The sequence below is a fragment of the Nitrospirota bacterium genome (assembly GCA_015233895.1).
GTDB lineage: Bacteria > Nitrospirota > Thermodesulfovibrionia > Thermodesulfovibrionales > Magnetobacteriaceae > Magnetomonas.
Map to the genome: position 1 here is coordinate 60,365 of JADFXG010000007.1, position 17,714 is coordinate 78,078.

At 44.1% G+C, this 17,714-nt stretch carries 18 protein-coding genes and 1 tRNA gene; 5 read left to right on the top strand and 14 right to left on the bottom strand.

The features are described from left to right. The first annotated feature begins 42 nt into the window (after positions 1-42). From HQK88_07060 to HQK88_07070, 3 genes are all read left to right on the top strand, one after another. Positions 43-1,080, top strand: a complete 1,038-nt coding sequence (locus HQK88_07060; GenBank protein MBF0616561.1) for a chemotaxis response regulator protein-glutamate methylesterase — start codon at positions 43-45, stop codon at positions 1,078-1,080. Positions 1,081-1,194: 114 nt separating this feature from the next. After that, complete coding sequence (locus HQK88_07065) at positions 1,195-1,659, top strand: chemotaxis protein CheW (protein ID MBF0616562.1); 465 nt, start codon at positions 1,195-1,197, stop codon at positions 1,657-1,659. Between the two features lie 68 nt (positions 1,660-1,727). After that, positions 1,728-1,811: transfer RNA gene (locus HQK88_07070), tRNA-Leu, on the top strand. 163 nt (positions 1,812-1,974) lie between these two features. Here HQK88_07070 and cooS read toward each other — a convergent pair. The 14 genes from cooS to HQK88_07140 all read right to left on the bottom strand — a co-directional run bounded on the left by cooS (position 1,975) and on the right by HQK88_07140 (position 15,761). Beyond that, positions 1,975-3,849: an anaerobic carbon-monoxide dehydrogenase catalytic subunit gene (cooS, locus tag HQK88_07075; protein MBF0616563.1), complete on the bottom strand. Its 1,875-nt coding sequence runs from the start codon at positions 3,847-3,849 to the stop codon at positions 1,975-1,977. A gap of 268 nt (positions 3,850-4,117) precedes the next feature. Further along, positions 4,118-4,498: a response regulator gene (locus HQK88_07080; protein MBF0616564.1), complete on the bottom strand. Its 381-nt coding sequence runs from the start codon at positions 4,496-4,498 to the stop codon at positions 4,118-4,120. Continuing rightward, positions 4,476-5,828 carry an HD domain-containing protein gene (locus HQK88_07085; GenBank protein ID MBF0616565.1) on the bottom strand — a complete coding sequence of 451 codons (1,353 nt, stop codon included), beginning with the start codon at positions 5,826-5,828 and terminating at the stop codon, positions 4,476-4,478. Before HQK88_07085 ends, HQK88_07080 begins: the two co-directional genes overlap by 23 nt. Next, positions 5,815-8,067, bottom strand: a complete 2,253-nt coding sequence (locus HQK88_07090; GenBank protein ID MBF0616566.1) for a response regulator — start codon at positions 8,065-8,067, stop codon at positions 5,815-5,817. Before HQK88_07090 ends, HQK88_07085 begins: the two co-directional genes overlap by 14 nt. Beyond that, on the bottom strand, positions 8,064-9,302 hold the full coding sequence (locus HQK88_07095) for an ABC transporter substrate-binding protein (protein MBF0616567.1): 1,239 nt from the start codon (positions 9,300-9,302) through the stop codon (positions 8,064-8,066). The genes HQK88_07090 and HQK88_07095 overlap by 4 nt, the downstream gene beginning before the upstream one ends. 166 nt (positions 9,303-9,468) lie before the next feature. After that, positions 9,469-10,059, bottom strand: coding sequence for a membrane integrity-associated transporter subunit PqiC (locus HQK88_07100; GenBank protein ID MBF0616568.1), 591 nt, complete (start codon positions 10,057-10,059; stop codon positions 9,469-9,471). After that, positions 10,056-10,970: an MCE family protein gene (locus tag HQK88_07105; protein MBF0616569.1), complete on the bottom strand. Its 915-nt coding sequence runs from the start codon at positions 10,968-10,970 to the stop codon at positions 10,056-10,058. Before HQK88_07105 ends, HQK88_07100 begins: the two co-directional genes overlap by 4 nt. A 65-nt stretch (positions 10,971-11,035) precedes the next feature. Then, the gene (locus tag HQK88_07110) at positions 11,036-11,857 is read right to left on the bottom strand and encodes a hypothetical protein (GenBank protein ID MBF0616570.1); all 822 of its coding nucleotides are present in this window, start codon (positions 11,855-11,857) and stop codon (positions 11,036-11,038) included. After that, positions 11,854-12,420, bottom strand: a complete 567-nt coding sequence (locus tag HQK88_07115) for a hypothetical protein (protein MBF0616571.1) — start codon at positions 12,418-12,420, stop codon at positions 11,854-11,856. Before HQK88_07115 ends, HQK88_07110 begins: the two co-directional genes overlap by 4 nt. A 7-nt stretch (positions 12,421-12,427) precedes the next feature. Next, positions 12,428-13,537, bottom strand: a complete 1,110-nt coding sequence (locus HQK88_07120) for a hypothetical protein (protein ID MBF0616572.1) — start codon at positions 13,535-13,537, stop codon at positions 12,428-12,430. After that, the gene (gspK, locus tag HQK88_07125; protein MBF0616573.1) at positions 13,537-14,430 is read right to left on the bottom strand and encodes a type II secretion system minor pseudopilin GspK; all 894 of its coding nucleotides are present in this window, start codon (positions 14,428-14,430) and stop codon (positions 13,537-13,539) included. The genes HQK88_07120 and gspK overlap by 1 nt, the downstream gene beginning before the upstream one ends. Before the next feature lie 8 nt (positions 14,431-14,438). Then, positions 14,439-15,020, bottom strand: a complete 582-nt coding sequence (locus HQK88_07130) for a type II secretion system protein (protein MBF0616574.1) — start codon at positions 15,018-15,020, stop codon at positions 14,439-14,441. Beyond that, entirely contained in the window at positions 15,017-15,361 is a 345-nt protein-coding gene (locus HQK88_07135; protein ID MBF0616575.1) for a prepilin-type N-terminal cleavage/methylation domain-containing protein, read from the bottom strand. Before HQK88_07135 ends, HQK88_07130 begins: the two co-directional genes overlap by 4 nt. Before the next feature lie 85 nt (positions 15,362-15,446). After that, a complete protein-coding gene (locus tag HQK88_07140) occupies positions 15,447-15,761 on the bottom strand; it encodes a hypothetical protein (GenBank protein ID MBF0616576.1) in 315 nt (104 codons plus the stop codon). A gap of 144 nt (positions 15,762-15,905) precedes the next feature. Between HQK88_07140 and HQK88_07145 the strand changes: the two genes are divergently transcribed. Further along, the gene (locus HQK88_07145; protein MBF0616577.1) at positions 15,906-17,141 is read left to right on the top strand and encodes an MFS transporter; all 1,236 of its coding nucleotides are present in this window, start codon (positions 15,906-15,908) and stop codon (positions 17,139-17,141) included. Positions 17,142-17,392: 251 nt separating this feature from the next. Next, on the top strand, positions 17,393-17,704 hold the full coding sequence (locus HQK88_07150; GenBank protein ID MBF0616578.1) for a hypothetical protein: 312 nt from the start codon (positions 17,393-17,395) through the stop codon (positions 17,702-17,704). Positions 17,705-17,714 lie beyond the last annotated feature (10 nt).

The window sequence follows — 17,714 nt, forward strand, 5'->3', positions numbered from 1 at the left end:
GAAAAAAAGATAAAGGTGCTAATTGTGGATGACTCAGCCTTTATGAGAAACACCATAAAGAGCTTGATAGTGAGGGATCCTGAGATACAGGTTGTTGGAACTGCCTCAGACGGTTTTGAGGCGCTGGAGAAAATAGAATCCCTGAAACCTGACATTATTACACTGGACGTTGAGATGCCGCGGATGAACGGGCTTGAGGCTCTTAGGGCAATCATGGCAAGCAACAATCCTCTGCCTGTGATAATGGTTAGCTCACTTACGACAGAGGGCGCTAAGACCACTTTAGAGGCACTGGAGCTTGGTGCCGTGGATTTTATTCCCAAAAATCTCTCTGATCTATCTGTTAATATCGTCAATATAAAGGATATGCTGCTGGATAAGCTTAAGCAAATAGGAGGCAAAAAACTCAAAATACAGAGAAAGGTTTCCTCTCTTAAAGTTGGAGTTTCCACAGTGGCCAAGCCGGTTGCACCACAGCCGCAGTCTGTCCGGTCAGTTCAGTTTACATCAAACAAGAAAGTACAGATGGTTGCCATTGGAACATCAACAGGCGGCCCTAAGGCGCTTCAGAGTATAGTGCCATTTTTCCCTAAAAATTTCTCAGTACCTGTTATAATATCCCAGCACATGCCGGCTAATTTCACAGGCCCTTTTGCCGAGCGGCTTTGCCAGCTGAGCCAGTTGCCGGTAAAAGAAGCCAAGCATGGTGAAAAAATAGAAAATGGTATTGTCTATATTGCCCCTGGCTCAGGACACATGAGTATTACCAAGAAGGGATTTGACAAATTTATCAGCATCGGGGATGACCCTGGCTACATATATAAACCCTCGGTTGACGTTATGATGTTAACCACTAATTCTGTAATGCCTGGGGCCTGTCTTGGAGTCATATTAACCGGCATGGGTAATGACGGCTTTAAAGGGATGAGAGCTATTAAGGAATCAGGTGGCAGAACGATAGCTCAGGATGAGGAAAGTTGTGTTGTATTTGGAATGCCCAAGTTTGTCGTTGAAGCGGGTCTTGCCGATAAGGTTGTGACGCTTTCAGAGATAGCAGGGGAGATTATTAATTCAATATAGACTTTTATTATTATATTTATTTAAGGTATAATCCGTTATACGATGCAGTTGGACTTTTTTAGCAGTTGTGTTGTTATGGCAAAATGATGATTAAACATATATGGAGGCATAGATATGGAGCCTTTTACAGCGACTGAAGACATACTTCAGCTTGTTACTTTCACTCTCGGGACAGAGGAGTATGCTGTTGATATTTTAAAGGTACAAGAAATAAATCGGATGACATCAATAACGATGGTTCCCAATGCCCCGCCTTTTGTAGAGGGTGTGATAAACCTCCGCGGCAAAGTTATACCTGTTGTCAATTTGAGAAAGAAATTCGGAATTCCGGGGATGGAAGACAGTGAAAACGCCAAAATTATGATTGTTGACCTCAAAGGGGTTACGATGGGGCTGATTGTGGACGCAGTATCGGAGGTTCTCAGAGTGCCTGCAAATATCGTAGAACCCACCCCACCAATGGCTACCGATATTAGTACAGAGTTTATATACGGCATCGCCAAGTTAAATGACAGGCTTATAATTATGCTTGACCTTGATAAGATGATTGACAGCGCTACGGATTCTTTCAGTTTCTAAATCAACTCTTGACACCTTAAAGCACAATGTGATAGTTTACTTAAGTGTAACGCTCTTTGTAAAGGCACGCCGGAGTGGCGGAATTGGTAGACGCAAGGGACTTAAAATCCCTCGGGTTCACGCTCGTGCCGGTTCGAGTCCGGCCTCCGGCATTTAATAAAAACAAGGGGTTAGACGCTTTTATTTAACCCTTTTCTTTTTTATTCCAATTCCGGGTATGTTTTAACTTATTTGGCAGTTCAAAGTATTTCTGAAAATAGGAATTACCCAAAAGAGAGAAAGAATAATCCCTCTTTTGTGATAATTCCCAGTGCTTTATATATTCAGGGCTTTTCTCTTTTTCATAATATGGTCTTCAATTCCGTTTACAATCTGAACAGGGTCATCGCCGACGGCAATTTTTCCTCCGGTTAGATTCTCAACATCCTGAGTCAGAAGTTTAACCACATCCGGTGCTCCTGTCACTGCTGGTGTTGGAGATACATGAGTGTAAAGACCAAATGCTACGGCAAACATGGCGTCAATAGTTGCTTTTTGTTCCATGTATTCAGGGGCAGTTACTGCTACAGGCAACTGTGACACATCAACCCCAAGCGCTCCAGCAACGGCTGTAACCAGATTGGCAAGCCTTCCCGTGTCCGTACAAGTGCCAAAACTCAGCGCCGGGGGAACTCCCAGTGCCTTGCATACACTTTGCAGCCCCGCACCAGCCAATGCAATGGCGTCAAGACTTTGCAGTCCCGCTACCTGCAAGGCTGCATTTCCACAACCGGCACTAAGAACCAGAATATCTCTCTTTATCAGTTCTTTAGCTACAGCTACAGTCAGTGCATCCTGTGGTCCGTTTGCCAGAGTGGAACAGCTTACCAGAGCGGTTATACCTTTTATGGAGCCTTGCTTTATTGCGTCAAGCAGCGGATTTAATGAGCCACCCAGGGCTTTTAGTACGGATTCTGTTGAAAACCCCACGATTGCATTTTGTTTTTTCTGAGGAATAAGTGTATCTTTCCCCTTTCTCTTTTGAAAGTTATCGATTGCTAAGGTAATTAGCTTACCAGCAAGCTCTTCAACGTCCTCGGGTGTGTAATCATAGTTAATGTTTACGCCCGGTAACCTGACCAGCTTCGATACGCTGGCTACGGTTGAGTTATATTTATCGGCATAGAGGCTAAGTGTCGGTACAGAACAGTTCATATCAACTGCGAAGAGATCTACGGCACCAGTTGCCATTACATATTCCTGGTTTATCCAGTTGCCGGTAAGCCCTACAAATACATCGTCTGTGGGAAAGCGCTGAATCAACTCCTGCCCCGTCTCGATAGAGCCGATAACCCTGATACCCTTAGCGCCTTTGTCACGGGCCAGTTTTTGAATATCGTCCCGATGCGCAAGATTTATGATAGCTGCCCCGACAAAAGGCTCATGCCCGTTTGGTAGAATGTTCACATAGTCTTTGTCTATTATGCCGACATCTACGAAGGTCTCATGGGGCGTGGGAGAACCAAACAGTATGTCCTGGACAATTTCAAGAGGAATCTGTGCGCAATAAGCCATCGAGATAGACATTCTCATGGCCATTTTTGCTAAAGATACATAATCCGAGTCAATATTGGTCATACATCTGGTTTCAGTATCCATGATTTCATGAAGTGTGCCACCCGGGAAGATTCCCATCTCTCTCCAGAGGCGCTTACGTGCCTCTGGTGCGTATATCTCAACAAGCTTTGATTCCTCATCAGAGTCCTTATGGAATTCACTGAGGAAGAAGTCGGCTACTTTCAGGGCAGTTTGTTTTATGTCGCCTTGCTTGCCTACTCCTATAGTATCGGCAACGCTGTTGAGCAACTCTTCATTTTTTATCGCAAAAGAAGTCTTTCCCTCAGCGACAGCCTTTAGCGTCTTAAAAGCAGATTTCGCGTGATATGAATACGCTGCTGCCCCAAAGATATTGGTATGCACCAAGTTCCTCATCACCATAGCGTTAGCGTCTATGCCGCACACACCTCTGTCGGCATACTGAGTTATCCGGCATGGCCCCTGGCTGCATAGTTGGCAACTTACACCTTTCTTACAGTACGTACAGCGAGTTTTTTCCTGAGCATCAAAGCGCTCAAGCATACTTGACATACCGTCTTTTTTAGCTTTTTCATGAAGCTCGTTAATGCTATCATGAAGACTTATGTTGTCCATCGTGACTCCTGATTTTCATATTTATTAATTAGGATAAATATCCTAATTAAATGTAGCATTAAGCGTCAGTAGGAATCTATGATATATAACATATAGTAATATTATTGGAATATTATTTAGAAATGGAATAACTCTTCTATCGACTATACAGTATAGCGCTTGCCTTGGCTCCACTGGTATGCCCTGAGAACAACCAGTCTGCTTCTTATAGCGCACTGTAAGTTATGTCGTTACGGTTATGCTAACACTCTCAGAACGGAAAGCGGCACTATAGCGTTATCTTGAGAACCTCTATGGCCTTGGCCACAAGTTCGTCGGGACTAAAAGGCTTTGTCATGTACATGTCGGCTCCGAACTCAAGCCCTTTCTTTCTATCCACCTCCTGTCCTTTAGCTGTCAGAAGTATGATGTAGACATCCTTCATGCCATAATCGTTCTTCACGGCTTTGCAGACGTCAAATCCGTTCATCCTGGGCATCATGACATCGAGGAATACCAGGTTCGGCGGGGATTTCCTGATCATCTCAAGGGCGGTTGCACCGTTATCTGTTACCTCGATCTCCACCCCGTAGTCTTCCAGTTTTTCGAGCGTGCGCTCGATAAGAAGCCGTACGTACGGCTCGTCGTCAACTATCAATATTTTCGGCATTTATTCCTCCCTCATTGCCTGATGTCAAACCGTTATAAGACGCGATGAAGGCATCGACCACCGCTGGGTCGAACTGGGTGCCGGAGTGTTTTTTCAACTCGTCAAACGCCGTCTCCAGGCTTAGTCCTTTCCTGTACGGTCTGTTTGTCGTCATCGCGTCGAAGGCGTCGGCGACACTTATTATCCTGGCCTGTATGTCTATGGTCTCGCCACCGATCCCATCCGGGTAGCCCTTACCGTCGAATCTTTCGTGGTGATGCCTTACGCCGGATAGAACATCCCGAAGATGTTCTACATGCTTTAATATCTCGGTACCGTATATGTTATGTTTTTGCATTAATTTGAACTCCTCGTCGGTAAGTCTGCCCTCCTTGAGAAGCACGTTATCCCTGACACCGATCTTGCCGATATCGTGTAGTACGGCGGAGAGCTTAAGCCACTTCATCTGATTATTGTCTAGCCCCATATGATTGCCTATGGCGAGACTGTATTCCATGACCCGTTTGGTATGATTTCCAGTATAGGGGTCTCTTTTTTCAATCGTCTCGGCAAGCGCATGTACGGTGGTAAAAAACGTCTCATGTAGTTTCTCGAAGAGTCTGGCGCTTTCCGTTGCGACGGCAACCTGAGAGGCGATGGTGTTGAGGAGTTTTACGTCTCCGGAGGTAAACGTCCGAGGCTTTGTGCTGTAGATAAATATGACGCCGTTTATCTTGTTTTTTACCTTCAGCGGGGCATAGACGAAGGAGTGTACTATATCGTGTCCTGCAACATCGTTTACCACCTCAGCCCGGCCTGCCGAAAGGGTGTTTTCGGATATCCATGGGGCGAATATGCCTGGCAGTTGGCGGGAGTCGACGGCTCCGGTTGCGGCTACGACCTTCATCTGCAAGGTCTTGTCGTCGGCCAGCATGACGAACATTTCGGGGGCACCGAAGATATTTAACGTTTCATCTATACAGAGCTGTGCAACCTCCCTTACGTCAAAGCACAGGGCTACCTTCTCGCCTAAGGCAAACAGGAAAGACAATTCGCGGTATCTTTCGAGGGTTTCGTCCGTCAGGGATTTCTTTTCGATTTCCCTCTCCAGTGCATACGATATGACCTGAGCGAGGGCACTGGCTCCTGCCTGTCCGAGGACCCAGCCCGATGTCTCGCCGGAGGCCTCCACGGGGTGTTCCATGTACGGCCCCTCCGGTATTGTCCCGAGGAGCACCGTCTTGTTGGTGTCGAGGATGCAAACCGGTGACTCGATCGTTTTGGATACCGCTTCGATTACGGCCGAAAGGTTTTTATTTTTGAGAAGCCTCGAAAGCTTAACTATTGACACCAGTTTCCCCTCCGACCAATATGCAGGTGACCGTTTCGAGCGATTTTTCAAGTTTTATGGACTTTAGCAGATCGTTCTTGTTCGAGGTCGAAATATCGATGATGATCAGGTTGGGACGCACGGACAATGCCAAGCCCAGGCACTCGCTCATGTCATGCGCCCCGATGACAGTATAACCCCTTGCCTCGAGCATCCTGGAGAGGCTTTTTATAGCAGATTCGTTTTCGTCTATGATTAGCACCTTCTTGCTGGACTTATTACGGAGCAGGAGCGACTGCACCTCCGAAAGAAGCGCTGGAACGTTTATGGGTTTTTTGAGATATCTGTCGACCCCGACCCGATATCCCTTGTTTTCGTCTTCGAGAATGGAAAGCACGATAATCGGAATATCCCCGGTTGCGGGGTTGCTTTTCAGCACGGCGGCTGCGTCTATGCCGTTCATAACGGGCATCATTATATCCAGTATTATGAGGTCCGGTCTGTTTTCTCTTGCGTCGTTTACGGCCTCGATGCCATCGGCAGCCTCGCGGACGTTATATCCCGCAGCCTCGAGCTCATATTTCAGGAGACTTCGTATGTGAGCCTGGTCGTCCACAACGAGGATATTTTTGCACCTTGCGTCGGGGGCGGCCTCCCCACGCACTTCATATTCATCGAGGTGCCTGACGAGTAATTCCATGTCCATGGTTTTTGGCTTCGGTCCGTCTGTGGGCACCGTAAAGGAAAACCTGCTTCCCTTGCCGGGGACGCTGTCCACCGATATGTACCCCCCGTGATGCTCGACTATCTGCTTGCAGATGGACAAGCCAAGCCCTGTACCCGCGGGCCTGTCCGTAAGCGTATCGCCCACCTGCTTGAATTTATCGAACACCTTGCCGCAGTCCTCCCTGGCGATGCCCAGCCCCTCGTCTTGTACTCCGACCACGATATCGTCGCCCTGCCGCTGTGCCGAGCACGTCACCGTGCCTTTATCCGAGAACTTGGCGGCGTTTGAAAGCAGGTTTATCAACACCTGGATAAACCTGTCCCTGTCGCCGACAGCCACCGGCAGGTCGGTTTGTACGTCGCAGACAACCTCTACCCCCTTGTTTTTAAAAAGCACGGAGGTTGCGCTGACCGCCCTCGTTATTATCTCCTGGAAGTTCAGCGGCTCGGTCCTCCACTCGACCTTACCGGCCTCCATTTTAGAGATGTCAAGGACGTCGTTTATGAGGGTAGTTAGCCTCCGGCTTTCGGTCGTGATGATATCTATGTGCTCTCTGACGCGTTTTATGGATCTCTCCGTTTTTTTGTCCGTGACCGTGATAAGCGGCAGGAGGTCCTGGTCTAACTGTTTTCTGATGATGTCGGCAAAGCCGAGGACAGATGTAAGCGGGGTACGCAGTTCATGGGATACGGTGGAAAGGAAGGATGACTTCATCTCATCAAGCGCTTTAAGCTTGACCAGGGTGTCTTCAAGCTCCGAGGTTCGTTCCCACACCTTTTTGTCAAGATCCTTTATGTTCTCCGTGAGCCTCTGCGTCATGGAACTCAGGGCTTCAGCAAGTACGCGGATCTCCTCCCCAATATTTCCAGCCCCACTGGAGATATCCATGACCTCCTTGCGAATGTCTTCAGGGACGTATATATTGTCGGCTGCTACCTCCCTTGCGTACCTAGTGAGGATTTTCAGAGGCCGTGATATTCTCTTTGCCATGATAAGTATCGCAGCGGTGCTAAAGACGAAGATCAGGGACATGAAGACAATGCTCTTGCGAATGGCCAAAAAAACGTGTCCTTTTATGACATCTCTGCTCATTCCGATGTGTGTGTATCCGGCAACGCCGAAAAGTATCGGTGCCGACACGTCTATGATGTCGCCGTATTTTTTCATCTTCTGGTACCTTATGGCGGTTGACTCGCGGTCGCCCTTCCTGTCGCCCAGGTCTGCCGGCACGCGGGGCACAAAGGTATGGGAGAGCATGGCGCCGTTTTCGTCGGTAACATATACGTAGGCCACACCCTCTGTCGCGCTGTACTGATCAATTAAGGCCTGAACTGTCGAGGCATCCCTGTTGAGGATTATTTCCGCGGTGGAGTTTGCGATGCCCTCCGCTATAGCCTTGCCCTTGCTCACGTACTCGTCGGTCAGGTAGTCGCTGATAGTCCGAATCGAAAACAGGGACGTGGTAACGGTTATGACCGCAAAGAGCGTTATGACGGAAACGAGTGTCTTTCTAACCAGACTCGACTGTTTCATTTGCGCCACACCTGCCAGTCTTTGATTGTGACAAAACGGTTATCTCTGACGGTGGTGTAGTATATTTTATTCAGGCCCTGATGAACGCCCAAACCAAAGGTAACGCTCTCATCAATACCGATGTCGAGATTCCTGATTGACTCCACGGCCTTCTTTACCTGCCCTCTGTCGCCGGGGTTGTCCATCCTTTTCAGTATCTCGACAAGGAGTCGGGCGTTTAAGAACCCCTCCAGGCTTGTGAAGCTGTACTTAAGCGGTACGTAAGAGGCGTCCTGGTCCGTAACACCGGGCGACACCCGACTGTTATCCATCAGCTGCCTGTATAGCAGGACGGCGGGCAGTGAGGAGTCGTTATAGTTAGGTACGACCTGCGAGTTTATCAGATTTACCGTATAATTGCGACCGCTTTTCTCTGATATCTGTGTCAGGAGTTTCAGGAGGTTTTCGCTGCCGACAAACGAGACGTTGGCGATTGGAACGTCAAAGCCGGCATCTCTTGCGTCCCGTATAAAGGCCGCACATGCGGCGTAAGAACCTATCGAAATTATTGCGTCCGGCGACGCAGCCCTTAATATGCCGACATGCTCGTTCATTCTCTGATCAAACATTGCACCGCGGCTATAGGTCGCCTCCTCGACGATATCCAGGCCGTATCGCTCAAGTGCCCTCTTTAAGCCATCCCAGCCGCTCCTGCCGTAGGCGTCGGCTTGGTAGAAAACGGCAATGCGTTTTCTGCCTATACGCACGAAGTTGTCCACCAAGCCTTTGAGTTCCTGCTGGTACGATGCCCGGAGGTTGAAAACAAACTCGTCATAAGGCGGCTCACGATGAGGTTGTGCGCCGGTAAACGGGAAGAAAAGGTACACGTGCTCCGAGCTGTATTTCTTCAGTAGCGGCAGCACCCTCGTCACTGTCGGAGTACCAACGTAGTCTATGAGCGCAAAAACCTTATCGCCCTCGATAAACTGGATAGTGTTTTTAATGGCCGGGGCGGGATTATATCCATCGTCATAGGCAACGATTCTTATCTTGCGGCCGTTTACGCCGCCCTTATCGTTGACGTAGTCGAAGTACGCCCTGGATCCCTTGTACAGCTCAATCCCCAGACCGCTGGACGGCCCCTTAAAGGCCGCGGACATGCCTACGACTATTTCCTCCGCGCTAAACGCCTCCATGGGAAAGAACAGAAAAAGAGCTGTACACAGAATTAAACTAATGAGGCAAAGCCGGTTCATCAATTCTCTATCCCCTTATCCAAAGATAAGCGCGTTACTCACAATGTTACATATCATGTTTGCGCATATGTTTTACAGAATACCAGATTGGGCGGCGGGGTGTCAAACAATTTCCTTTTGTCAAAAAGGGTACGTTTAACCGGAAAAGATTGGGAACGAATGAGTATTAGCGTTTTTGTCTGCTTAGAATTTCCGCTTGAACCTTAGGTACTATTTGTATTAGGGCTTCTTTCATGGCAATGCTCAGACTTTCAGCAAGTTTAGTGAACGATTGATCGGAAAGCGGGCTTTTTTTGGTGAAGACTCCGTGTAATATGTTGCTGTCATCGGGAGTAAGAAGGTCATAGTCAAATTCGATAACTCCCAGTGAGGGAGTCGTGTCATCAAAGCGTTCAAATCTTCTCAGATTTATTTTCAGACAGTAATAGTCACGCCTCTGAATTGTCAAAATCCTGACATCTTTAAAAAATGTTAAATCATACAGTGCATTCCTGAAACTCTCGGAAATCATTTTTACCGGAGGAGCCTCCCACTTAGAGTATAATTCAGTTGTAAGCTCATACGGGGAACTTCTGTGGGATAAGTATGGCTGTGACAAGTACTTAGGGGCCGTAACCAAAATACCGAGGGATACATCCGTGACACCCGGACTTGTTGCGTTTTCATATGAGGAAATGTTCAAACTGTAAATCCTGTTTTCCTCTACAGAGCACGAAAACACCATCACAAGCAATACTGCAGCAAATAGTCTGTTCATTTTTCTCTCCCCCTACCCTCCTGGCTATGTGTTAGAACCCACGGCTTTGTCTTTATCTCTTGTAATGTCCCCTGTAGGTCATCCATAGTGTTTTTTATAGAATCAAGGAGAGCTGTTAAGTTTTCAGATTGATCCGATATGGCAGAATTAAATGAATCTGATGTCTTCAATATGGACTGAGCGGTTTTATCCATAGAGTTTACCATTACGCCTATCCCCTTAAGGTCTTCATTAAACACCTTAAGAGTCTCAGTAATCCCATCTTTATTAGTTACTAATATTTCATTCATATTCTTCAGTACACTGTGCATTTCCTTTGTGGACTGAGTAAGACTTAACGAAAAGTCTGAAAATTTTGTATTTAGTTCAATGGCTACATTGCTTGAATTTACAAGTAAATCTTCTATATGCTGTCTGTTTTTTTCGCCAAAAAACAAATCCATGTCTTGTATAAGTGAATCGAGTGAAACTGCGGCAGTGTCCAGTTTGACTATTAAATCAGACAACGCTGCCACTTTGCCTGAGGGCAATACAGAGCCTGGCGGAATTTTCCCTTTTGTTGTATTATCAATTGAAAGATCAAGGTAAATCTCCCCTACAAATCCTATCTGCGATATTTTAGCTTTTGTACCGTTAAATATCGATGTACCCTTATTAATCCCAAGAACAACTGTTACAGGCTCATTTGGTTTCACCGGGGCTGTCATTTCCTTGATACGTCCGACTTTCAACCCTCCAAGCCTCACAGCAGAGCCCTCGTTAATGCCGGCAGTATCCATAAGCTTAACGTAATAGACGTCATACTTATCGTAGAACTTGCTGCCTCCTATTAAAATTACAAAAAGGGCTATCACTACAAGTCCCGTAACAATTATAATACCGGCTTTTATTTCCTCATTGTACTTTGACACTTATCCAATCCTGCTGTTGTCACAGCAAAAGTATTGTATGACAATTTCTCAGGCTTGTCAAGCAGTTAAAACGGTAATTTTAAAACGGAAAGTTTACGCACTACTCTTACCACATAAACTCCCTGTGAAACCTCGTACTGTTTGAGCAAAAACAGTATAGTTTTATCTTTGAAGTCAGCATCAGGCATTATTTGGATTGCAACATCAAGAGAGCCGTTTGAAATTTTCCCTGAAATCCGGCAGCTTATGTTCTCTGCTGTCAGATAGATACTCTCTATGTTAACATTCTCAGCATCGGTACTTAACTTACCCGTTATACCGGTAATATATTTAGCAGGAATGTATAGTCCGCCTCCATGAAAGTCCTCAAAACGGCATTTTTTTACCTCGAAAACGCCCTCACCCTTATTGCTGGCATTGAGAGTGAAATTGCCTGAAACTAATCCGCTGCCTTTAATCCCAACTTTCTTTATTAAACCAAGGCCTGATAGTTGCACAGAGTCTAATGTTGCTGTAAGGGTTTTTTCTGAAAATTTTAGAATGGGTGCGGTATATGTTAAATTTATGGTGCCGTTAGAGATTGTACCAGTAAAAGTACAAAACAGATTTCCACTTAAGACCTCCTCAGGTTTAACGCTAATAACAGCATTACTTATCACTGCCATAACGGTAGTATTCTGAAAGAGTTTTACCTCCGCTATATTAACCTTAAAAGGAATAACTATACTTTTACTAAAACCCTTTAACTTCATACTGTACGGCGTGCGAACTGATTTTTCAATCGTCTCTTTAAGGAATTCCTCTGGAATGGCTACGTTCCAGAGGAGTATTAGCAATAAGAGCAGTGAGGCAATTATTAATGCGATGTATTTAACTATTTTTTTCATTTTTCTGTATTGATAAGAGGTTGAAATGTCCCTGAGGTATTCTTTACAGAAGCCAACTCCATGGATACTTCAAATTTATCCTGATCGCTAAACCCCTTTTTTAACTTAAAAGACTTTATGAGTATTGCCATTTTGTATTCTCTTACAGCATACAAAATGTTTACAACTTCATTAAGCGATAAATCTTTTAGTCTAAGTTGTGCTGTCTCTAATACATATTGCCGGTCTGACTTGTCACCTAAGGATTTAATTGACAAAAGCCTGTCCTTAAGGCTTAGTTCACTGAGCATACCTTCTATTTGTTTAAGTACGCTTGTTGTGCCGATGCCTTGTTTAAACTCGTCCTCATGGTTTTTTTCGCCGCTGTTGTACTCCCTTACTAAAGCTGTGAAATCAGTGTAATTGGACATTGTCAGAGCAAGTTTTTTTATCTTTGCGTTCAATACAGAAAGAGTGATTACCATAGTAACTGCTAAAATCAAAGCGGCTAAAAGCATCTGAAGAGTCCTTATCTTTAATAACTCACTTAGGGGCGCTATAGCAGGCAGTTGTGGGAGTCTCATTTTTGGGTTACTCCTTCTGAGAGCTTATTTTTACTGAGACCATAAACTTTACCTTTGAATCAAGACCAGGCTTTGATTCAACAAGTTTAACGTCTGAAAACCCTTCTTTTAACGCCTCCGTAAAGGTGTTCAGAAAAGAAAGGCTCTCAGCCTCACCTCTTAAAGTAACCCCACTACCCTCCATCTCAGTCTCAGTAAGCGTGACTTTTCCAAAGGAGCTTTTCGACACCAATAAGAGCACATCAAGAGGCGAAAGGCTGTCGTATATTTTCCGGGTATCCCGCATCTGTTTAACCTTACCCTGCAACTGGGCATACGGATCTACAATTTTTGTCTCACTTTTAAACATCTCCCTGTAAGTGCTTTCAAACTGAGATTGTACTGTTTTTATGCGTTTATTTATCAAGTGAATTTTGATGCCTGAGTAAACTGTTATCAGAAGCGCTGACAACAAAAGAAATGTAATCCCTGCGCTGAACTGTTTTTTAGATAACTCTGATATGGTTGAAAGTTTAAACTCTCCCCGGCAAAAGTTAATCTGAGAATATTTCTGATTAAACTGCTCTGACAGGAGCTTTCCCATAGTCTCTGTGTCAATTCCGGAGGGTTCTGTAAATGAGCCCGGAGTTTGAAAATCGGTATTTTGTAGCACATGGCTGATACTCGCGCAGGTTATCACATGCGGAGAGATGTTAAAATTTCTGAGGGTTTTAATTAATTGCTTAAGCCGCTCTTTTTCCACATAAATACAAACAGCTTTAAATTTTTTACTCCCGTCTTCACTATTACTGGTAATTATGTAGTCATACGTGTATGAATCAGACCTACCCAAAACCATTGCATCCATGATGTAGGGCAGAGTAAGCAGCACCTTGTCTCTGTCTGAAAAAGGCAGCTCTATCAGCCGAAAATGGAAAAAATCCATTGGAAGAGAAACCAGAGTTTTAGCAGATGAAAAGGTGTCTGATATTTTTTTTGGTGCGGCATTTTTAAAATCAATCTTATCTGTACTGCTTAAGACATATCCTGAAGGTGCTTTTTTGTAAAAGTAGAGCTCAGCCTCATGGCCAATAACTCTCAAAGCAAGAGCTTTCTTTTGAAAATCGTAGAGTTCCATTAAAACTCCTTCCAGTATTTTACTTGCTCCGGTGTCCCGCTATACTGTGTTACAGAGTGGATTTCCCTCTGGATACCCCTTAATGCGGCTACTGATGTGACAGAAAACGTGGTGCTTTTTACCGTAATTTTCCCCATAATTCCTATGCTTTTATCAGCCATAGCGGAGACACTTTGAATGCTTGTGGTGGTTTTAAAAGGAGACGTTTTTTCTCTGTATTCTATTATTTTTTTAGCCGTGGTTTGACTGATATTTTCGCCCAGCGCCATAAGTACCTCCTCAGAGGCAGTGTTAATGTTAATTAATCCATCGCCGTTTACTGTTACGTACGGAGCGAGTTTTTTATAAATGTCAGGTGAAATCTGAGGAATACTTAAAAGCTCATCAACACAGTACAAATAGTTGTGTGTCGTTGCGCTTGTTAACACTGCAGAGGAGCTGCCTGCTGTTGAGTTAATCCAATTGGTAACGTAAAGCGATATGTTTTCATCTAACTTAAGAGCGGTGAGAAGCCGCTTAAAGGTGCTCAATGCCTTGTCGTTTGTACTTCCGTTTTCGTTAATAATTGTGTTTAAGTTGAACTTTGAGTTTTCATCTGAGATAGAGACGACAAGAGACTCGTTAGAGTTATCAGTTATTTTTGCCACAGGAATAACGTATGAGGCATAAGCGGTATATTGGTTAGAGGCAAGGTAGTCTTTTATGTATCCGTTAGCAAGCTCAATTCCTGACTGTGCTATCAGAGAAAGATTTTGGCCGTCTCTGAAATTATACAACACGTTAGTTTTTACGAAAACTCCGTAAGCAAACTCCACAAGTATTGCAACAAGCAGTGCGGTAATCAAAAGAGTCATAATCAGCACTGACCCTTTCGGATTTTTATTTAATTTCACAGTATTATCTATACCTTGGTTTTAATTTTAGGGTAAATAGTTTCTTTTAAAGTGAATGTTTTGTTTTTTATCATAAACCCGACCGTAACAACAACTGAGTCCGGCATTTTGTCGTTAAGTTTAGAGTCCCAGGACTTTACCTCTGTATTTTGGTCTTTAAGTGAGATGGTAAAGGTATTTATATTTGCAATAGCCTCAAACTCAATAGTTTTTCCAGTTGCTGTAGAAGGTAAAATAGTTTTCATTAAAGAAAATTTCTCTCCGTCTCTTTTTACAAAATAAGCAACATCTTTAACACCTGTGCCTATGCCGCCAAACGTACTGAAATAAATGGCAGATGCCTGCCGCCCCATCTCATCCTTATCAAGCACCTTAAACCTGATGGATGTATCCTTAGAGCTGAGAAATGATGATTCTATCTCTTTTCTCATTACCTCAAACACCTCTCTGGCCTCCTGAAGAACTGTCATATAGCGGTCAGACTCAGTAAGTGCCGTCTCAGAGAGAAAGAATGTTTTATAAAGAGCAGCCATTAAAACAGTTGAAAGCAACACAGCAACAACAATCTCAATAAGCGTAAATCCTCTCATGAGGTCTTATACAAATACCGCACAGTGACAGATTCTTTTTTATTATAGACAGTTAACTCCATAATGGCAACACCGGTAAGGGCTGTCATACGGCTAATGAGTCGGTAACTATATGATTCGTAAGGGGGTTCAAACTGACCCTTTTCCTCAACCACATTTAACTGCCGAAGTTTAGTAATTTTCTCTCTTGCAAGCATTGCTGCTGTTGTAACTGTTTCATGTCTTTCCGATACAGAAAGGTTATAATTAACAGAGGAAATGGCAGTAAGCAAAAGCCCGCTTACTATACACAGCGCAATAAGCACTTCAAGTAAGGTAAAACCGTTACTGTCTCTGTCCAACGCTTTTGTTAAATAACACCCCGCATAAGTGCACAAAGTAAAATTACATATTGATTTTAATTAAGTATCTCCTGTTATTGTGCCGTCAACACTGGATTTCAAGTTTGCTTACATAGTCTGCGTATTGTTGAATCAATTCCTTTATTGTCCCTGAATCTTTAAGATTTGCCGCTGTCTCTAATGCCTGCCCCAAATTTTTAAGGTCCTCAAGTCCGAAGGTTTCTGATGATTTCTTAATCATGGCTCCTTGCATTTTTATTGATGGATAATCGCCCTGTTTTACGCACTCGTCCATCTCCTTAGCGTCTTTTTGTCTGCTTTGTAAAAACTTAGGCATTCTGTCTTTGAATTTGGGGTCAACCGTTACAACTATTTTCCCGCTATCCGTGCCACCATCCATTTTTATCTCCTTGTCTTGTTATTTTGCCCCTAATCAGAAAACTAAACTATGATACACAATCTGCTTTGATTAAGACAATACCCAATCGAAAGTCTTTTTCATGTCCGTTCCTTTATGTTATCATTTTCTTTACTTTTGAAGGCTATGAAAAAGAAAGAAATATTGCCATGGTGTCTTTTTGATTTTGCCGGTTCCGGTTACTCTGCCGTTATTCTGACTGTCGTGTTTCCGGTGTATTACACACAGGTGATAGTGGGTAATCAGGCTGGAGTTGGCGATCTGTGGTGGGGACGGGCAGTGGCTCTCAGCATGGCTTTTGTTGCCCTAACCTCCCCAGTGTTAGGTGGAATTGCAGACTATGGAGGGCTCAGGAAACGCTTTTTATTCATATACACCATAAGCTGCGTCTGTGCTGTGGTTTTTTTTACTGTGTTGTCACCTGGGATGATAATTACCGGATTTATACTAATTGTAGTAGCAAATACCGGATTTGAGGGCGGGATGATGTTTTATAATTCCTACCTGCCTGAGATTGCACCAAAGGAGTTCCATGGCAGAGTATCGGCATGGGGATTTGCCATGGGTTATGCCGGCTCATTTAGCTCTCTCCTTATAGCGCTGCCTTTGGCTAAAAACAGCTCTTTCAATGCCCTCTGGGTCTCTGTTGCAACATTCTTTTTTTTATTTTCTCTTCCTCTGTTTATTTACCTTCCCAAAGATACTCAATTAAGCCCGCTCAGTGAAACTGTAAGTAAAAAACTCACAGGATTTCTAAAAACCATGAAAGAAATATGGAAAAACACTCAACTTCGGAAATTCCTTATCTCATATTTTATCTATCAAGACGGCACAAACACCGTCATAGTGTTTTCAAGCATTTTTGCCTCAACCACACTTGGATTTAAAAGCGAGGAATTAATCTATCTGTTCCTCACAGTACAAATAACAGCCTTTCTTGGCGCCATGATAATGGCCAAACCAATAGATGTAAAAGGACCTAAGACAATAGTGCTGCTCTCACTTGTCCTTTGGAGCGCTGTAACCATAGCGTCATACCTTGTGAAAACAAAGCTCTCGTTTTTTGTTGTGGCCGTAGCAGCAGGCTTCGGTTTGGGAACTGTTCAATCTGCCTCTCGGACATTTTTTACAAAATTTATACCTAACGGCAGAGAATCAGAGTATTTTGGATTCTATTCAACTATCGGTAAAACCTCTGCGGTGCTCGGCCCACTTGTCTTTGGCGGGATTTCACACCTTACCGGCAATCAGCGGCCTGCTATATTGTCTATCATCGCATTTTTCATCACAGGCCTTGTTGTGCTTCTGTTTGTTAATGATAAAAAAGGTAAGGACATAAGGGAGGGCGCTACCCTCCCTTAAACCCACCCGTAAGGGGAATGATTCCCCTTAACCCCCGGTTTGTTTGCAGCGATTGGGTGGTTTGATTCAATGTTTTGTTGGTATGCGTGTTGGTAGAAATTTTTTTAACTGGCGTTCCGCCAATTAAAAAGTTTCAATGAGAGCTCTGCCCTCACAACAGACGAGAAGATTAAAAAGATTTAAAGTTGCGTATAAAATTAGGATTTACAGTTGCAAGCTTACTTTGATACAATAACCGAAGAGGGAGATTTATGAATGTACCAAAAATAATGATGCAAGAGAAGAGATTCACCATACTCATTGCCTTGGATGGGGAGAAGTATTGTGCATATTGTCCTGAATTAGATCTGGTTACAGAGATGGATACACCAGAAGAAGCTGCCGAGGATATTTTTGAGGCTATGAAGGATTATGCGAATGAGTATATAGAAGATTTAGAGTTATATTCAGTTAGTCCAAACAGAGCCCATCATTTACCTTATGTTAAAACAATCTATTCCTGTAATACAGATTGGGAGTTAAAGATGATGACAGAGATAAATTATGGCGTCATATACGTATGATGATTTCAGA

Coding starts and splice junctions, on each gene's coding strand:
- HQK88_07060 (MBF0616561.1), top strand. CDS start 43: ATGAGAAACACCATAAAGAGCTTGATAGTGAGGGATCCTGAGATACAG.
- HQK88_07095 (MBF0616567.1), bottom strand. CDS start 9,302: ATGAACCGGCTTTGCCTCATTAGTTTAATTCTGTGTACAGCTCTTTTT.
- cooS (MBF0616563.1), bottom strand. CDS start 3,849: ATGGACAACATAAGTCTTCATGATAGCATTAACGAGCTTCATGAAAAA.
- HQK88_07140 (MBF0616576.1), bottom strand. CDS start 15,761: ATGGATGGTGGCACGGATAGCGGGAAAATAGTTGTAACGGTTGACCCC.
- HQK88_07150 (MBF0616578.1), top strand. CDS start 17,393: ATGAATGTACCAAAAATAATGATGCAAGAGAAGAGATTCACCATACTC.
- HQK88_07130 (MBF0616574.1), bottom strand. CDS start 15,020: ATGAGAGGATTTACGCTTATTGAGATTGTTGTTGCTGTGTTGCTTTCA.
- HQK88_07115 (MBF0616571.1), bottom strand. CDS start 12,420: ATGAGACTCCCACAACTGCCTGCTATAGCGCCCCTAAGTGAGTTATTA.
- HQK88_07065 (MBF0616562.1), top strand. CDS start 1,195: ATGGAGCCTTTTACAGCGACTGAAGACATACTTCAGCTTGTTACTTTC.
- HQK88_07110 (MBF0616570.1), bottom strand. CDS start 11,857: ATGAAAAAAATAGTTAAATACATCGCATTAATAATTGCCTCACTGCTC.
- HQK88_07145 (MBF0616577.1), top strand. CDS start 15,906: ATGAAAAAGAAAGAAATATTGCCATGGTGTCTTTTTGATTTTGCCGGT.
- HQK88_07090 (MBF0616566.1), bottom strand. CDS start 8,067: ATGAAACAGTCGAGTCTGGTTAGAAAGACACTCGTTTCCGTCATAACG.
- HQK88_07080 (MBF0616564.1), bottom strand. CDS start 4,498: ATGCCGAAAATATTGATAGTTGACGACGAGCCGTACGTACGGCTTCTT.
- HQK88_07100 (MBF0616568.1), bottom strand. CDS start 10,059: ATGAACAGACTATTTGCTGCAGTATTGCTTGTGATGGTGTTTTCGTGC.
- HQK88_07120 (MBF0616572.1), bottom strand. CDS start 13,537: ATGGAACTCTACGATTTTCAAAAGAAAGCTCTTGCTTTGAGAGTTATT.